12 protein-coding genes are annotated in these 16,652 nt (G+C 37.3%); 6 read left to right on the plus strand and 6 right to left on the minus strand.

What is annotated here, in order from left to right; genetic code table 11:
• Positions 1 to 61: 61 nt before the first annotated feature.
• The 4 genes from D1003_RS03420 to D1003_RS03435 are packed head-to-tail and all read right to left on the minus strand — an operon-like array spanning position 62 to position 3,833.
• Positions 62 to 1,120, minus strand: a complete 1,059-nt coding sequence (locus D1003_RS03420; RefSeq protein WP_153935734.1) for a DUF3810 domain-containing protein — start codon at positions 1,118 to 1,120, stop codon at positions 62 to 64.
• Positions 1,110 to 2,588 (minus strand): MFS transporter, encoded by a 1,479-nt coding sequence (locus tag D1003_RS03425; RefSeq protein ID WP_153935735.1) that lies wholly within the window; start codon positions 2,586 to 2,588, stop codon positions 1,110 to 1,112. Before D1003_RS03425 ends, D1003_RS03420 begins: the two co-directional genes overlap by 11 nt.
• A gap of 41 nt (positions 2,589 to 2,629) precedes the next feature.
• On the minus strand, positions 2,630 to 3,361 hold the full coding sequence (locus D1003_RS03430; RefSeq protein ID WP_153935736.1) for a 1-acyl-sn-glycerol-3-phosphate acyltransferase: 732 nt from the start codon (positions 3,359 to 3,361) through the stop codon (positions 2,630 to 2,632).
• A gap of 13 nt (positions 3,362 to 3,374) precedes the next feature.
• Entirely contained in the window at positions 3,375 to 3,833 is a 459-nt protein-coding gene (locus tag D1003_RS03435; protein WP_153935737.1) for a GtrA family protein, read from the minus strand.
• A 115-nt stretch (positions 3,834 to 3,948) separates the two neighbouring features.
• Here D1003_RS03435 and D1003_RS03440 point away from each other — a divergent pair, with 115 nt between their 5' ends.
• The 6 genes from D1003_RS03440 to D1003_RS03465 all read left to right on the plus strand — a co-directional run bounded on the left by D1003_RS03440 (position 3,949) and on the right by D1003_RS03465 (position 12,451).
• Positions 3,949 to 6,081 carry an outer membrane beta-barrel family protein gene (locus D1003_RS03440; RefSeq protein ID WP_153935738.1) on the plus strand — a complete coding sequence of 711 codons (2,133 nt, stop codon included), beginning with the start codon at positions 3,949 to 3,951 and terminating at the stop codon, positions 6,079 to 6,081.
• Between the two features lie 176 nt (positions 6,082 to 6,257).
• Entirely contained in the window at positions 6,258 to 6,746 is a 489-nt protein-coding gene (locus tag D1003_RS03445; RefSeq protein ID WP_004916652.1) for a hypothetical protein, read from the plus strand.
• Positions 6,747 to 7,241: 495 nt separating this feature from the next.
• Entirely contained in the window at positions 7,242 to 8,078 is an 837-nt protein-coding gene (locus D1003_RS03450; RefSeq protein ID WP_153935739.1) for an EcoRI family type II restriction endonuclease, read from the plus strand.
• 10 nt (positions 8,079 to 8,088) lie between these two features.
• The gene (locus D1003_RS03455; protein ID WP_252339411.1) at positions 8,089 to 9,108 is read left to right on the plus strand and encodes an adenine-specific methyltransferase EcoRI family protein; all 1,020 of its coding nucleotides are present in this window, start codon (positions 8,089 to 8,091) and stop codon (positions 9,106 to 9,108) included.
• Between the two features lie 177 nt (positions 9,109 to 9,285).
• Positions 9,286 to 10,143: a BadF/BadG/BcrA/BcrD ATPase family protein gene (locus tag D1003_RS03460; protein ID WP_153935740.1), complete on the plus strand. Its 858-nt coding sequence runs from the start codon at positions 9,286 to 9,288 to the stop codon at positions 10,141 to 10,143.
• Between the two features lie 22 nt (positions 10,144 to 10,165).
• Positions 10,166 to 12,451, plus strand: coding sequence for an NADP-dependent malic enzyme (locus D1003_RS03465; RefSeq protein ID WP_153935741.1), 2,286 nt, complete (start codon positions 10,166 to 10,168; stop codon positions 12,449 to 12,451).
• 79 nt (positions 12,452 to 12,530) lie between these two features.
• Here D1003_RS03465 and guaB read toward each other — a convergent pair whose 3' ends face one another.
• Both guaB and D1003_RS03475 read right to left on the minus strand, forming a co-directional pair.
• Positions 12,531 to 13,991, minus strand: a complete 1,461-nt coding sequence (gene guaB, locus D1003_RS03470; RefSeq protein WP_052911637.1) for an IMP dehydrogenase — start codon at positions 13,989 to 13,991, stop codon at positions 12,531 to 12,533.
• A gap of 80 nt (positions 13,992 to 14,071) precedes the next feature.
• Positions 14,072 to 15,907 carry an ABC transporter ATP-binding protein gene (locus tag D1003_RS03475; RefSeq protein ID WP_153935742.1) on the minus strand — a complete coding sequence of 612 codons (1,836 nt, stop codon included), beginning with the start codon at positions 15,905 to 15,907 and terminating at the stop codon, positions 14,072 to 14,074.
• Positions 15,908 to 16,652 lie beyond the last annotated feature (745 nt).

Raw genomic sequence — 16,652 nt, forward strand, 5'->3', positions numbered from 1 at the left:
AGGGAAACATTTTTTTATTTGAATAGACCCTTCTTTTTTTATACAGTGCGCTATGTTCTTTTTAACTAGTTACAGAAGTTCGCTCGTATTTGATTAAAAGTTCAATAAAGTAAGAATAAGTAACTCTACCTTCTTGTTGATTAGATTTAAGAAATAAGTGGTTAGTTAATCCAAAAAAATCAGAAACGAGTCCTGTATGTTTATTTATGAAATCTTTCTCATAAGCTTGGTCTTGTCTCATTCCGTCGGAATATTCACTAAGAATTTTTTCAACAAATTGAGGTTCTGCATCTACTAACGAATTAAGCAAACTCTTGAGGACAAAATATTGAGTGCTGTATTTCAGTTCGGTATTATCACTATTTATTCCTATGAGATAACCTATGAAATTAGCTTCTTGCTCCCTTGCGTAACCTAGCTGGTGGGCACTTTCGTGGGCTAGAGTGAATGGCAAATAAGTGTCAGGAAGATTAGGGTTATATTGAGCTTCTGTAGAAAAGGGGTTGTAATACCCTAAAATACCTGTATCATTCATTATAAAAGAAAAAATACTAGGTTTGAAGTTGGATATATCAGTTGTTATTTTAGAGTTTAAGCCTAAAGGAAGTTGCCTCTGTTGATTAAGAATTTCAGAGGTTACCATACTTAAATTTTTTATTTTAAAAACCCTGTTAGAATCTTCGGAAACCTGCATTCTACTTTCTTTGCATAAGTTGAGGTATTTAATAGCGAGAGTTTTAGCTTCGTTAATACTAGGTTCTTCTTTGGGCAAAAGATTTATTATTGGTGGTTGAAAATAAGTCATTCCCCAAAAACTTTGATAGATGAAATAGAATATATTAACTCCTACTAATAGTTTTAGTAATGGTTGTTTTTTCTTTCTAAATCTTAGAACTAAGCTATAAACGAGAGCTATAAATAAAACAATGTATAACACATCACCAATAGAAAAAGGAAACAAAGATGAAAGATATTGATGTATTTCTTTTTTTAGTTCAAAAAAAGAGTTGAAGAATTTAACGGCTAAAGCAATTTTGGAGAAAATATAGAATAAAACAAATTGGGCAAACAAAACGCCTGCCCAAAATCTTTTCTTTTTATGTAAATCACTAGTGTGCATTACTAGAACTTTCAGAAAGAATAACGCCTTTCTTTTTAAGAATTTTAGGAGTGATAAAACCATAAAATGCCAAGTAGCTGAAGCATATTACAGGAATAATGTACGAGAAATGCGTATAAGTCATTCCTAAAATTCCGTTTGGAGAAGTAAGGTCGTGGTCGCAAACCCACCCTTGTATCAGAGGGATAACACCTCCTCCTAGAATCATCATTACCAAGAACGAAGAGGCTTTACCTGTGTTTTTACCAAGCCCTGCGATTGCCAAGTCAAAAATAGAAGGCCACATAATAGAACAAAATAATCCACCTGAAATAAAGAAATATTTGGCAATTTCTTTGTCTGGGTAAAATAAGCCTAAAATCATCATTACTGCACCAGCTACGCCAAAAATCATTAGTGTTTTTCCTGCGTTTTTGCCACCTAGGAAACTCATAACGATAAAAATCAAAATCCAAATAGGGTAAATGTAAAATGCAGAAATATCCTTTCCACTTAGATGGTTAGCACCTAAAATAATTCCGAATGCTACAAATGGTACAATAAATTTTAAAGCTAAATTAGTAGAAGACGAGGTATTGAAAACATTGATGCCTCCATTCCATCTCCCAATCATCAAGCTACCCCAATAGAGCGATACAAAAGGAGCAATATTATGTTCTAAAACATTACCAAATTCTGCAGTGTGTAATAAAGCAGGTAAATTACTAATAATAGAAACCTCAACACCTACATAAATGAAAATGGCAAGCATTCCCAATAATAGTTGTGGATAATTAAATATATTGAAAGAGGAGTCTTTATCTGTGTTATCTACTTCATCTGAAGTGAGGTCTTTAGCAGGGTCTTCTATTTTAGAAAATAGCATAAATACCGCCACGAGTATAAAAGCAATACCAAGTATGATAAACGGTAATTTAACATCGTTGAGGTTTAGGCTAGTATCTCCGTTGCCTTCCGTTCCAAAAAGAGCTAATCCTAATAAAATAGGACCGATGGTAGTTCCCAAAGAGTTGATGCCTCCTGCTAAGGTTAGTCTGTGAGCACCAGTTTCGGGGCTTCCCATTTTAATAGCGAGAGGATTGGCAACAATCTGTTGAACAGAAAATCCTAATCCTACAATAAACAAAGCTGTTAAAAAGAACCCAAAACTATGATTACTAGCTGCTGGTACAAACAAAAAGGCACCAATCGCAGAAATTACCAACCCGAAGGCTAAGGTCTTTTTATAGCCAAATTTTTGCAAAATATCACTAAACAAAGAAATGATGAAAAATATAACCGAACCTATGAAATAAGCAGCATAGAATGCCCACGCGACTAGTTGAGACTGCACCTGAGAAAGAGTAAAACTCTTCTTAAAAACAGGAATAAGAATATCGTTACTTGCGGCTACAAATCCCCAAAAGAAGAATACAATAATTAGGGATATAAATTGAGACCATTTGGTTTGTGCTGTATTTTGTTCCATTGTTAAAAATTATAAGAGCAAAGATAATTTATTATTTTATATTATAGAGTGTTTTCTTCTAGTGTGTTTTTGATAAGTTGATGTGCCTTTACTTTAAGTTCCTCTACATTATAGGTTATAGGATTATCAACAATCTCATTCAAGAATACTTTTATTTTACCAGGATAACCTTTAGAATTATCAAAAGGGAACATTTCCTTAAGCCCGATGAACGTAAATATAGCTAGTGGCATACTATGTTCCACCGCTAGGGAGAAGGCTCCGTTCTTAAAATCGTCTAGAACAATGCTTGTGTCATCAGGAACGCCACCTTCAGGGAAAATCACCATATTTTGTCCACTTCTCATTCTTTCGGCAGACCTTGTGTACACTTCGGCTCTGCTTTTCGGGCTGTTTCTGTCCACCATCACCGCCACTCTCTTGTAAATAGTTCCGAAAATGGGGATTTTTACCAACTCTTTTTTTCCTACAAAACAAATAGGGTGATTAGGTAATAAGATAACCATCAGCATAACATCAATCACAGAAGTATGGTTGGCAATTACGATGTATTGTATGTTAGGATTAAGACTTTTTGAAGTTTTTTTAATCAACTCGTATCTAAAGCCCATACCATAGAATACGCCTAACGCCCAAAGTCTAATAAAAAAATAACAAATTTTGTAGTGCCCCTTTCTAAATGAAAAAAGATAAACCCAAGGTCCTAGTATTAGCACTAGAACAATGTTTAGTATCACAAACCATAAACGCCATAGATAAACCAGTGCCACCATAATTTTGAAAATTTTATCCGTTGAATACCACTCGTTTTTTCACACTATAGTTGAGTATAGATACCAGAGCGATGGCTGATGCTTTGCTAAGTATTTCTCGGCTGAAGGTAAAGAACCATAGTTTAAGATAACTTTCAAAAACCCACCAAAAGAAAACTTGGAAGAATATAAGACTCAAAAAAGTAGAAAAAACAGAAACCCCCATAAAGTAAGCGAACTCTCTCTTCTTAGAATGTTTGCCCCTCTGAAATACAAACCAAATACTCAAGAAATAGTTGGTAATAATGCCACTACTAGTAGACAAAATATTGCTCAAAGGGTAATGCACGCCCATAAAATCCAGTTCTAAGGGCAACCATTGTGGGATAATAATACTAAACAACTTAAAAGAACCTATCTCTACTATAGCGCTCAAACCACCTGCTATAATAAAGAATAGAATTTGTTTTTGTTTCAGTAGATGCTGTTTCATAAAGTGGCAAATTTAACTTTAATAATTAAAAGATGTAAAAAATCTAGCAGAATTTTTTACAAAATGTAACAAAAGTAAACGATTTACGACCTACTATGCTATAAAATATAACATAATGAAAAAACAATTAATTCTGTTATCTTTAGTGAGTTCATTTTATGTGATGGCACAGGAGAAAGGTGGCTCAAAGGAGAAAAAAATAGAAGAAGTTACCATCACCAAAACCAAAAAGGCGGTAGAACAAAAAGCAGATAGAACAATTTTTGATTTTTCGGAACAGCCTCAACTTAATTCAGGGACAGCTTTAGATGGGATAAAAAAATTACCGGGGCTTGTGTCATCTGATGTAGCAGGTATGCTTTATCAAGGTAAAATGCTAGAGGTCTTTATGGACGGCAGACCGCTGAATATTTCCAGTAACGAACTGAATGCCTTTCTAGAAGGTATGCCAGCCAATTCTATAGAACGAATAGAGATTATCACACAACCAGGGGCAGAATTTCCTGCAACTTCTGGAGGAGCAATCCTTAATATTATCACTTCCAAAACAGCTAAAAACTACCTTACAGCTACTTATTCTGGCAATTACTCTTTTACCAATGAAGAAAAAGTACGCAGCCGAACTAATAACTCCGTTTTACTTAACGCTAAAAATAAATGGTTTGGCTGGCAGCTTAATGTGGGGCAAAATTACAGAGAATCTCTACTTAGAGGGAATACCGATAATATTACCTCTGTATTTACCGACCGCTGGGGGCGTGGTTCTTTTATTAAAGCGGCAATGACTTTTGATATTGGTCAAGATAGATTATTGTTAAATTACGACCTTAACCATAATAACAATGATGCTAGAGTAAATAGTACTGGTGTTTTTTCAGGAGCACCTTACGAAAGATTAGACGAAACCAATTCACTGGGAAATAGACACGAGTTTATCACCACTTATCAGAAGAAATTTGATGATAAAAATAAAAAATTAGATTTTAAATTTTCATTCAACAAGAATGATAATAAATTTCAGCAGGAAAATCAAATGCTTAATGGAGTTGGAAGAAATCAGTTGATATTAAACAATTTATCAGATGCTAGAATTTCTACTTTTAAGGTAGATTACTCTCAACCGATAAATATTTTAGATGAAGGTAAAATCAGTTTTGGTGGGTTGTACGAGAAACTGAATTTTAATACCCAATCTGGAGGTATTACCAATTTAGATTATCAAAGGCAAACCGCCTCGTCTTATGTAGAGTTACAAGCCACTTTAGGGAAATTTGATTTCATAGCAGGAACTCGTGCCGAAGATTACGATATTTCAGGAGAGGCTTACAATGCAACTACAAAGTCTAATAAACAACTAATCCCTTTTAATCAGTTTAGGTTTTTCCCCAATGCAAGTGTGCAGTACAACTTTGGTAAGCAGGTTTATTTTGCTTTAAACTATAACAAAAAAATTACGCTGCCTAGCATTTCTGCCCTTAACCCTAACAACAATACCTTTGCTAACGGAAACCTTTGGACGACGGGTAATCCCGAACTCCAACCGACGATTTTTGACAACTATGAAGCTAAACTTTCTGCGTTTGACTATGCCTTTATCGGCTATAATGTAAGCGTGGCTAAAAATCAGCTCATTCAGATGATTATTCGTCAGGGAGATGCGGTTGTTCATCGTCAGGATAATTTACCACAATTTAGAATCCACAACTTTAATGTAGGGCTTCCGTTGCCGTTTATGCTATTCCATAAACCGTTAAGCGAGGTAATGAAGATGAATTTTAACCCAGACAAAATCAACTTTATGTACCTCTATGCGGGCTACCAAAAACACGAAATTCCAGAAGTGAAAACCAAAGGATTTTGGATTTTGAACCTGATGTCGCAGTTTATACTTCCGAAAGATATCAAGCTAGTAGCTAATTTTGGATACCTTACACCAAACGGAAACTACTACTATTTTGTAGCCGATAAACCGTTTATGAACACGCTAGACCTTACGCTTTCCAAGAAGTTTATGCACGACCGTTTGAGTGTTTCGGTATTTGCTAATGATATTTTAAACGGACAAAGAATGCAGGTGCGTTCTCTAGCACAAACGCCCAATGTTGTACTCTTTAATAAGTGGGACAGCCGTAGCTTCGGACTTTCTATAAACTACAAAATCCCAACTAAAAACCGCCTAGCAAAAGAAACCCCGAACCTTTTGAATAAAGATAAAAAAGAAGATACAGGGCTTATCCAAGGTCTTTAGTAGCCAATTTCATTAAGGGAGTTTAAGAAAAAAGGAGCATTTTTGCTCCTTTTAATGTTTATTATTTATTATATTAGCCACGCCTTATCTCCATTAAGGCAAAGTATAAAAAAGTAAAAGCTGGTGGCAAACAGCGAAAGACCCCATCGGCCATTAACCTAAAAATCTAATGAATTATGAGTTTAAGTAACTTAAGAAACAGCCATCTAAGCGAAGACAAAGTAGCTAAGGTGGTAGAAGCATTAGCCAAACTAGAGGCAGAACTGGCAGAAGTAAATGTAAATCTAACCTCGGAAGACCGCAAGAGGTACGGTAGCATCAATGAGCAAAACAAGCTCTTCGTTAATCGAGTGAATGATTTTCACAAAAGTATGCCTAGCTTACAGACACCACAGGTAGATTGGGCAGAGTTTGATAAAGACTTTAGCAGCCGTACCCATCTCACCAACATTATAGACAGGCTAGAAACGCTGCTACAAAACCTTAAAAATGCCAGAACCCTCCACGATTATGATAACTATCAAGACGCCTTGGTAGATTATGCCTATACCAATTTTATGGTAGGGACTTCGGCGCCAGGCTACGAAGCCAAGCAGAGAGAGCTGGCACAGTTTTTCGCTAGTCGTGGCAGAAGGGCAGACAAAGCTGCGGCTCCTAAAGAATAATTTTGAGTTCCTAAAAAATCAAGTCAGCCTCGTAATTAGCGAGGCTGACTTGGTTTTTTGGAAAGTGTACGAGGTCTTTAGCCTACTAGAGTTGGTTTTTCAGAAAGTTGTGTTGGTTTTTTAGGAAGTGTACGGGGTCTTTAGCCTACTAGAGTTGGTCTTTTAGAAAGTTGTGTTGGTTTTTTAGGAAGTGTACGAGGTTAAAGACCCAGAGGAGTACGTTACGAACCCCAATTTTGCCGTTATCTACGAAGAGTTTTAGCTCAACCACCAAGTCCACTTCTACTAAGACCCCACCGAGAGCCTCAATAAGCCCTTGGGCTTACCCCACCTTCCCCTAGCATCAAAGCCCGTTTTGGAGACGATAGGCGAGAGTGGGCTTCCCTTTGGGATTTTTCGGGGCGAAAGTGTAAGGTAAATGATTGTTGATAAGCCTAAACCTTTCCTATAAAAGATAAATTTGTATTTTTGTAGAACATAACAAATAAAATAATAATGGCTAAGAAGAACCAATCAACAAGATTGACAGTTCAACATAAAAAGTCTCAAGGAGTAGTTGGTATTTTTGGTGAAAAAGCAAAATTACACGATTTAACAGTTGGTGAAATATCGCATCTCGTGATTAAGCAACTTGAAGAAGAATACCCACAGCTAACATTTCAATATAAAACAAGCATACGAAAAGAAGAAATAAACAAGGCGTTAAGAAAAATTGATGGAGAGCTAGGGCAGACCCTCTTTGTTCCAAATTCAAGCGTTAAACCCGATGGAGGAATAATTGAAGTGAAAGATGATAATGGCAATTGGAGGATAATTTTAGTGTCAGAAGCTAAACATCAGGGTAAAGATATAGAAAATATTAGGAAAGGAAGGTTGGTTGGTAAGGCTAATAATCAGGATTTGATGGCGGCAGGAAATGCGATAGAAAGATCGCATAAGAATATATCAGAAATAGCCAATTTTATGCTTTTAGAATCTCATTTTCCTTATGTTTTGTTTTTAGAAGGCTCTAATTTTTTAACAGAAACTGTGTCAATTGAAAGACCAGATGGAAGAATAGTAAGACTTGAATACAATTCAGGGATATTAAACAGATTGGATAGGCTAACTGCTGCAAATTACGGAATGCCTATTAACACCAATTTATGTGTAAATAAATTTATTAAACACAAGGATAAAACAATTATGCTCCAAGCAACATCTATTTATACACAAGGAAAAGGAGAAAAGTGGGATAATAAGGAGATGTTTGATATTATGCTTACAATTTCAAAAACCTCTCTTAAGGTATTAGGGAGCGATTTATTTAATCAAATTACCAAAAATAAATAAGCAAAGAATAGTGGCAAGAAACGCAACAAATAAATTATTACAAAAAGCAAAAAAATCTAAAAGTGATGAGTTTTATACACAGCTTTGTGATATAGAAAGTGAATTACAACATTACAAAAGCCATTTTCAAGATAAAGTGGTTTATTGTAATTGTGATGACCCAAGAGTAAGTAATTTCTACAAATACTTTGCTTCAAACTTTAAAGAATTAGGACTTAGAAGATTGATAACGGCCTGCTACCAGAGGCAAGAAACAGATTTGTTTAGCGCAACCAATGTGAAGAATGGATTTTTCTTTGAATATTTAGGACAGAATAAACCAATTGAAGTAAAATCATTTAAGGGAGATGGTGACTTTCGTAGCTCTGAAAGTATAGAGTTATTAAAACAGGCTGATATTGTTGTTACTAATCCTCCTTTTTCCCTATTTAGAGAATTTGTGGAGCAATTGATTAAATACAATAAAAAATTTCTAATTATTGGGAATATAAATGCCATCACTTATAAGGAAATTTTTAAGTTAATTAAAGAAAATAAAGCTTGGCTAGGAATAAATCTTGGCAGAGGAATCTCTGGCTTTATTGTACCAGAACACTATGAATTATATGGTACAGAAGCTAGAATAGATGATTTTGGAAATAGAATCGTATCTCCAAATAATTGTTTATGGTTAACCAATTTAGACAATTTTAAAAGACACGAAGATATTAAACTAACAAAAACGTATTTCGGGAATGAAAATAAATATCCAAAATATGATAATTATGATGGTATCAATGTAGATAAAACAGAAGATATTCCTTTGGACTATGATGGGGGGATGGGAGTACCTATAACATTTTTACATAAGTTTAATCCAGAGCAATTCGAAATAATTAAATTTAGAAAAGGTAACAATGGAAAAGATTTATCAATAAATGGTAAATTCCCATATTTTAGGATACTTATTAGAAACAAAAAGGTTAAAAATGTCGTACGAGTACAGAGGGAAAATCAGCCGTTAGCAAGTGTGTGGCTTAGCGGCAGGTAGTTAGGTTGGGGCTTCTATCTCTTGTTTGATTTTTGGAGTAGTAATTGATGGTTTTGTATCCTACCAATTTTTATTACTAAGTCAAATATCAATTTATTCTGTTTGACAGAATTTCTTGTAAGGTTCAGTGCGTTTTAAAATATATTTCCTAATTTAGCCCGTCAATTTTATTATAATATGATTGCTATCGTAGACGGAGGTTCCACAAAATGTGATTGGGTAATTCTTAACCCCAACGGAAGTTTCAAACTCAAGACAGAAACCATTGGTTTTAATCCTAATATCATTCAGATTGATTTAATTCCGAAAGAAATTATGAAAAATCAGGATTTAAGCCAACTTCAGTCCAGCGTTACCCAAGTATTCTTTTATGGCTCGGGGTGTGGCATTGCAGAGAATAAGGCGGTGGTAGAGCAGCAGCTAAAAAAGGTATTTACCAATGCGAAAATAGTAGTGAGCGAAGACCTTACAGCAGCAGCCTATGCCGCTTATAGAGGCGTACCTGCCATTGTTTGTATTTTGGGTACAGGCTCCAACTCTTGCTATTTTGATGGGACAAATGTGAGAAGCGATTTGCCCTCCTTAGGGTTTTTAATCGGTGATGAGGGGAGTGGCAGTGCTTTAGGGAAGCACCTTTTAAGACGATTTTTTATGAAGAAGCTCCCTGCCGATTTGCATCAGGATTTTGTAGATACCTATAACCTAAGTATAGAAGAGGCGCTTAAAAATATGTATCATAACCCTAGAGCTAATGCCTATTTAGCCAGTTTTAATCAGTTCATTGCCGAAAGAAAGCTGCACCCCTATCTACAAAATTTGGTCTTTGACGAAATGAAGAATTTCTTAGACTATCACGTATTACCTTACAAGGAAGCCAAAGAGGCAGAAATTAATTTTATAGGCTCCATAGCTTATGTGTATGAAGATTCTTTAAGGGCAGCAGCGGCAGAACTCAATCTTAGGGTAGGGACTATCGTGCAAAGACCCATAGAAAGTTTGGTAAATTATCACAAAAAATACATACTAGAAATTTAAACTTAATTATATAGCGATTTATATGTCAAGTAAAACCAATAGAGACGAAAAAAACTTTAGACAAGCCGCTTTAGATTATCATAGAGCAGAGCCTAAAGGTAAAATAGAAGTAATCCCATCAAAACCACACTCCTCACAGAGAGATTTAAGTTTGGCGTATTCACCAGGGGTGGCAGAGCCTTGCCTTGAGATAGAAAAAGACCCTGCAATGGCTTACGAATACACCGGGAAGAGCAATCTAGTAGCAGTAATTTCTAACGGAACAGCCGTTTTAGGCTTAGGAGATATAGGTGCAGAGGCTTCTAAACCCGTGATGGAAGGCAAAGGGTTGCTATTTAAAATCTTTGCAGACATCAATGTATTTGATATTGAAATAGACGAGAAAGACCCAGATAAATTCATTCAGATTGTAAAAGCGATAGCCCCAACTTTTGGTGGTATCAACCTAGAAGACATCAAAGCTCCAGAGGCATTCTATATAGAGCAAAGGTTAAAGGAAGAGCTGGATATTCCGCTAATGCACGACGACCAGCACGGGACGGCAATCATTTCTGCGGCAGCACTCATCAACGCACTAGAGTTGGCAGGGAAGAAGATAGAAGAAGTAAAACTCGTGGTAAATGGGGCAGGAGCGGCAGCCATAGCGTGTACCAAACTTTATATGGAGCTAGGGCTTAGAAAAGAAAATATCTTGATGTGCGATAGCAAGGGCGTTATCAATCACAAAAGACAAAACTTAACGCCTGAAAAACTAGACTTTGTAGCCGAAACCGATTTAGAAACTTTAGAAGATGCTCTTAAAGGAGCCGATGTTTTTGTAGGGCTATCCAAAGGCGATGTGATGTCGGCAGAAATGTTGAGTTCTATGGCAGAAAATCCTATTGTATTCGGTTTGGCAAACCCAACGCCAGAGATAGACTACAATTTGGCTAAAGCTACTAGAAGTGATGTAATTATGGCAACAGGACGAAGCGATTATCCTAATCAGGTGAACAATGTTTTGGGCTTTCCGTACATTTTCCGTGGAGCATTAGATGTTCAGGCGAAAGGGATAAACGAGGCAATGAAACTCGCTGCTGTAAAAGCCATTGCAGATTTAGCAAAAGAGCCAGTGCCAGAAGCGGTTATTTTGGCTTACAACCTTAAAGGACTGAACTTCAGTAGAGATTATTTTATTCCGAAACCTTTTGATAATAGATTGATAACTAGAGTGTCTGTGGCGGTAGCAAAGGCTGCTATGGAGAGTGGTATTGCTAGGAAAAGCATAGAAGATTTTGAAGCCTACGAAAACCACCTTTTAGACAGAATGGGCAAAGATGAAAAACTCATCAGAATGATGCAGAATAGGGCTCGTTCTAATCCTAAGAGGGTAGCACTAGGCAATGGGGAAGAATATAATGTGATTAAAGCGGCACAAATCCTTTACGAAGAAGGCATTGCAGAGCCTATTTTATTGGGAGATAAAAAGCTCATCAAAGAGAAGATGAAGGAGTTCGGTATAGAGCTTAATGTCAAGATTGTAGACCCTAACGATGAGGAGCAGCAAGAGAACAGAAGAAAGTACCGAGAAACCCTTTGGAAACTACGCAACAGAAAAGGAATCAACGAGTATAAAGCCAAAAGGTTTGTGAGAAACAGAGATTATTTCGGACCTTTAATGCTGAAACACGGTGATACTGATGCCCTGATTGTTGGTTTCTCAAAGAATTATTCTTCTGTACTGAAGCCTGTTTTGGAAGTGATAGAAAAAGAGCCAGGTGTGGACAAGGTAGCTTCTATGATGATGATACTTTCAGGGAAAAAGCCGAGATTTTTTGCGGATACTTCCATCAACAAAAACCCTACAGCGGAAGATTTAGTTAATATTGCTAAAATGTCGGAGCTTACCGTGAAATCTTTTGCCATAGAGCCAAGAATAGCGATGTTGTCTTACGAGAATTTCTCTAGTATTTCCGAGACTTCCCAAAAGGTAGCTAAAGCGGTAGAGATTTTACATAAGAAATATCCTAATATGGTGGTAGATGGGGAAATTCAGCCGGATTTTGCGATGAACTCTGACCACCTAGCAGATTATCCGTTTTCTAAATTAGGAGATACCCCAGCCAATGTGTTTATTTTCCCGAATTTGGAGTCGGCTAATATTTCATATAAAATCATACGAGGAATGCGCGTGGCACAAACCATAGGACCTATCCTTATGGGACTGAAACAACCTGTACACGTACTACAAATGCGTTCTAGTGTAGATGAAATTGTAAATTTAGCCACAATAGCGGTGCTAGATGCTCAAAGAAGAGAAACGAAGTAGATTGAATTGAGATTTAATTTTAGTTAAATATAAAAAAAGCGATAATCAAAACTTGATTATCGCTTTTTTACTTTTATGATTACAAGGAGTAGTTAGGAGCTTCTTGAGTAATAATCACATCGTGAGGGTGAGATTCTTTAAGACCGTTACCTGTTATTTTTACCATTTTAGAATCGGTTTGGAGCGATTTAATATCTTTCGCACCGCAGTATCCCATACCTGCTCTTAGTCCACCTGTGAGCTGGAATACCACATCTTCTAACTTACCTTTGTGTGGCACTCTACCTTCTATGCCTTCGGGTACAAATTTTTTCGCTTCGCTTTGGAAATAACGCTCTTTACCGCCTCTCTTCATCGCAGCTAAGCTACCCATACCTTGGTAAGATTTGAATTTTCTTCCTTGGAAAATAATTTCCTCACCTGGGGCTTCATCGGTTCCAGCGAATAGAGAGCCTAACATTACTGCATTAGCACCACTTGCGATAGCCTTCACGATGTCGCCAGAAAGTTTAATCCCGCCATCTGCGATTACGGCAACATTTTTAGATTGAGCGTACTCATATACATTATAGATTGCCGAAAGTTGAGGTACACCTACACCAGCCACCACTCTCGTGGTACAGATAGAACCTGGACCTACACCCACCTTTAGAACATTAGCACCAGCCTCGATGAGGTCTTTGGCAGCTTCTGCGGTTACGATATTTCCACCCACGATGTCTAGGTCTGGGAAGGCTTGTCGGATTTCCTTTATTTTGTCTAAGACCCCTTTAGAATGTCCGTGTGCAGAATCTATGGCGATAATATCCACTCCAGCTTTAACTAAGGCGGTTACACGCTCCATCGTATCTTCGCCTACGCCTACACCCGCACCTACGATAAGTCTGCCGTTTTTGTCCTTATTGGCGTGAGGGTATTCTAGTTGATTGTCTATATCTTTAATGGTGATAAGCCCTACGAGTTTAAAGTTTTCATCAACGATAGGGAGCTTCTCTACTCTGTTTTCTAGAAGGATATTTTTAGCCGTTTCAAGAGTGGTATTCTTGTCCGAAGTTACTAGATTATCTTTCGTCATCAGCTCTTCCACCTTCATATCCAAGTTTTCTTGGTATTTTACATCTCTATTGGTAATGATGCCTATAAGCGTATTGCTTTCATCTACCACAGGCAGACCAGATATTTTATATCTAGACATCAGTTCTTTGGCTTCTCTTAGAGTGTAGTCTTTAGAAAGCGTTACAGGGTCGGCTATCATTCCGTTTTCGGAGCGTTTTACCTTATTGACTTGAGCGGCTTGTTCCTCTATCGGCATATTTTTATGGATAAACCCTAAACCACCCACACGAGCTAAAGCAATAGCTAAGTCGGATTCGGTAACGGTATCCATTGCTGCGGAAACGATAGGCACATTCAGCGTGATTTTGTCGGTAAGACGAGATTTAAGTGAAACTTGATTGGGAAGTACCTCAGAAAAGGACGGTACTAAAAGCACATCATCGAAAGTGATGGCAGATTCTACAATTTTGTCTTGTATAGGCATAGCACTTTCTTTGCAAAACTAAGGCTTTTTATTTAATCTTACAAAAGAAAATCAACTTGGCTTACCAATGTTAAGGAGATTTAATCAAAGTTTTGTAGCTCTACTAGCTTTTTGTAAACGCCATTTCTAGCCATTAAGTCGTTGTGGTTGCCTTGTTCTATCACCTTGCCTTTTTCCATTACTAGGATTAAGTCGGCTTTTTGTATGGTGGAAAGTCGGTGGGCAATGATGAGCGAAGTTCTGTTCTCCATCATTTTGTCTAAGGCATCTTGTACGGCTCTTTCACTTTCGGTGTCTAGGGCAGAGGTAGCTTCATCTAAAATCATCACGGGTGGATTTTTGAGTACCGCTCTTGCGATGGATATTCTTTGCTTTTGTCCTCCTGATAATTTATTGCCATCATCGCCTATATTGGTGTTGTACCCTTCGGATAGGTGTTCTATAAATTGGTGTGCGTTGGCTATTTTAGCCGCAGCGATGACTTCTTCTTTGGAAGCATCTGGTTTACCCATTAAGATATTATTATAGACTGTATCGTTAAACAATACCGACTCTTGTGTAACCATTCCAAGCAGTCCTCGGTAGTCTTTTAGTTTTAAATCTTTGATGTTGTTGCCATCTACCTCTATACTCCCGTTATTGACATCGTAGAACCTTGCCAAGAGGTTGGCGACGGTAGTTTTACCACTCCCAGACTGTCCCACCAATGCCACGGTTTTCCCTTTTGGTAAAGACATAGAAAAGTTTTCCAGAATCTTATGGTCTTGGTCGTAGAAAAAGCTGATGTTCTTAAACTCAATGCTGTGGTTGAGGTTTTGGATAGCGATAGGATTAGCCGTTTCTTCCACCTTTAAATCATAATCTAGGACTTCCGAAACTCTCTCCAGACTTGCCATTCCGCTTTGTATAGACGATACGGCGTTAGACAGTTGTTTGGCAGGTGCAAGGATTTGGTAGAAAATCCCTAAGAAAATAAGAAAGGTCGCTGGGTCGTTATTCGTCCCGTTGATAACGCTGATGCCCGAAAACCACGCGATAAGCAACATTGTGATGGAGCCTAGAAACTCACTCATTGGAGAGGCGAGCTCTCGTCTTCGGCTCATACCTATGGCGTATTTTTGCCAAAGATTGGTGGTGGTGTCAAATCTTTTCTTTAGGATTTTATCCGCATTAAAGATTTTGATGACTTTGGAAGATTTTAAAGTTTCGTCTACTAAGGAGAATAAGTTGCCCAGTTCTTCTTGTGCCGAGTTGGCTTGTCTTTTTAGACTTTTGCCCACCCACGAGATGAGCCCCCCCATTACAGGGAAAACGATGAGCGAAAACAGCGTAAGCTGGGCGTCTAGTAAAAACAAGGCGGTGAGCGAAAAGACAATCATAAACGGGGCATTCACAATATCTACTAAGGCTCCCATAATACCGCCTTCTACCGCTCCCACATCGTTAGAGATTCTAGACATCATATCGCCTTTTCTTTGTTCTGTAAAGAACGATACGGGGAGCTTTAGGAACTTGTGATAGATGGCACTTCTTAAATCTTTAGTAATCCCCACACGGTAGTTTACAAGGAGAAAAGACCCAAGGTATCTAGAGATATTACGAAGCAAAAACGCCACGCCTGTAATTACGCACACCCACGCCAGCACGGTGCTGCCGCCATAAATATCGTTATATACTTGTATTTTGTAGTAAACTAAATCTTTTAGGTAGCCAAAATAACTGCCGATGTTACCATTGTAGATGGGCTCTCTAGTAGTGTCTATTTTATCTAGTTTTAGGATAATCCTTAGAACGGGGAGCATAGAAAGCACCGAAAATATCTGGAGGATAGAGTACAAAATATTGAAAAACATACTACCCCAAAGGTACTTTTGGTGTGGTTTGGCAAAGCTTAAAATTCTATGTAAAGGTTTCATTAAAATCTCTTATGGAGCCACAAAAGTAAGCAGGATATTTTAATTGAGCAAAAGCAAAGAGTTTAATTATTTGCAACAGATATTTGCATATCTAAAAAAATGTTTATATACTTGTCCCCAGTTTATGCGACACGATACCAGCTACATACAAAAAAGTGAAAAAAAGTTGCAAAATTATTTGGCTATCTCAAATAATTTTGTAAACACACACACACACACACACACACACACACACAAGGAGTTACCCGCGTACGCGTCGTATTATATAAAAAATTCTTTAGATTTTTATCATCAATTATAAATAATGTTCCGCCAATCTTCGTTGGGGGCATTTGGCGTTTGGCATACGCTAAGTTTTGTTTTCATAAATACCCGCTAGAAGTCCATCTTTTTCATAAGTTAAATTGGTTGTTTGGGTTAGGGGCTTCTAGCATACAGAAGGGGTATTTTGCCCGTTCTGTCTTAGCCTTTCCTCTCGTTTTGTGTGTGTTTAGAGGGGAAAGGCGTTTTCTTATTGGTTCAAGAGTTCAAGGTTTAAAGTTCAAATATTCAAGGTTGAATAAGCGTACCTATCCCTTAAACCTTAAACATAGAACCTTGAACAGCTTCAGCTCCTTGAACTTTAAACTTTTTTACAACTTCACAATTTCACAACTTAACATCTATAAACTTTAACATTATGAAAAAGATTTTATTATGTGCGGTATTTCTGCCCTTAGTGCTGAACGCCCAAGAAGATTACAAA

Origin of the sequence: Riemerella anatipestifer, assembly GCF_009663465.1 — a bacterium.
Lineage (GTDB): Bacteria > Bacteroidota > Bacteroidia > Flavobacteriales > Weeksellaceae > Riemerella > Riemerella anatipestifer_C.